The organism is Duganella radicis (assembly GCF_009720825.1).
Taxonomy (GTDB): domain Bacteria; phylum Pseudomonadota; class Gammaproteobacteria; order Burkholderiales; family Burkholderiaceae_D; genus Rugamonas; species Rugamonas radicis.
Map to the genome: position 1 here is coordinate 1 of NZ_WNKY01000116.1, position 1,190 is coordinate 1,190.

Genomic DNA, 1,190 nt, shown 5'->3' on the forward strand with positions numbered 1-1,190 from the left:
TGCAGCTTGAAGGATTGCAAAGCTTGAGCGACAATCAGGCCGCACGGCTCTCCGCCGTGATTAACTGACCGGGGACCCAGCCCCTTGAGAATCACATCTCATACACCACGCCTGGGGACACAATCCAACGATGCTCTCAATCTTGTTAATGAGTCCGTTACCGGGGCGATTGGCGTGAACGAAAAATACCGCAGCAGTTTCCTTCTACAGCGTGCCAAAGTGAAGATCGCGCTACGTCAAGATCCTGCGGACGATATCGTCGAGGGCCGCCGATATACAACCAATCCTAGTCTTCTTGAACAGTTTTCGATGCTGGTGCAATGATTTCGAACTCCAGCTTCTGGATTGACTACTACCATCGTACGACTGCAGCCACATAGCTGAATGTTGCCGCCTTCAGCAATGTGACCCTTGTTCGAAATTTACTGATGAAGTGCTTGAATCACATCATCAGCATTATCGTAGAGTATGCACAGTCCTAAAAGATAGGCCACGATGGATGACGACGATGTCGAGCAACGGAGCATTCCATTAATTCGCTCCCGAACACCGCGAGGTAATTTGTCTGAAATGTTCGGGAACAGTAGCTCAAGCCATTCAATTGGATAGCGATCCAGGATTCCGTCGGTGAGACTATGCCGGTCGGCCTGCTCGGGAAATAGAGCGATATCCAGATCCTCTGCACGTTGGCTCGTTACTGCTCTTACTTTGGCGAGGCTAACGGGATATTTGGCATTGGGAAGAGATAACGAAAGATGTAGGAAGCTTTGAACGTATTCGTTCGTGCTGCCTTCAATAGTCCAGTTTGTCTCGACCGCATAACAGTCTTCAAGTGTCGCAGGCGGCGCTTGAAGGAATGCATTTTTTGTTAAAACGTAATGTAGCCCCTCTTGGTGCGTAAGGCACGAATACATGCCTGGCAGTTGATGTGATCTCCTCCAATAGGTCACCCCGAGCTGTTGAAAATCTTCACTTGCGCATGCGGCACAAAAATAGGCTGGTCTTGCATGTTGATTTGAGAAATACGTTATACGGTTTAAGGCATAGTCAATATCGCGGTCAGATTGAATCGCCCCGGAAATTTAGGAGGCCGTTTGGTGTGAGTCAGGCGACTTAGCCTGCTCGGAAAGTTGTCGGTAATAGTTTGCCTCAGCTTCGGCCGGCGGTATATAGCCAAGCGGTTCGAGCAG

1 protein-coding gene is annotated in these 1,190 nt (G+C 49.5%); it reads right to left on the reverse strand.

The annotated features are described in order from the left end of the window. Positions 1–422: 422 nt before the first annotated feature. Entirely contained in the window at positions 423–1,082 is a 660-nt protein-coding gene (locus tag GM676_RS31295; protein WP_371866427.1) for a TniQ family protein, read from the reverse strand. Between the last annotated feature and the right edge of the window lie 108 nt (positions 1,083–1,190).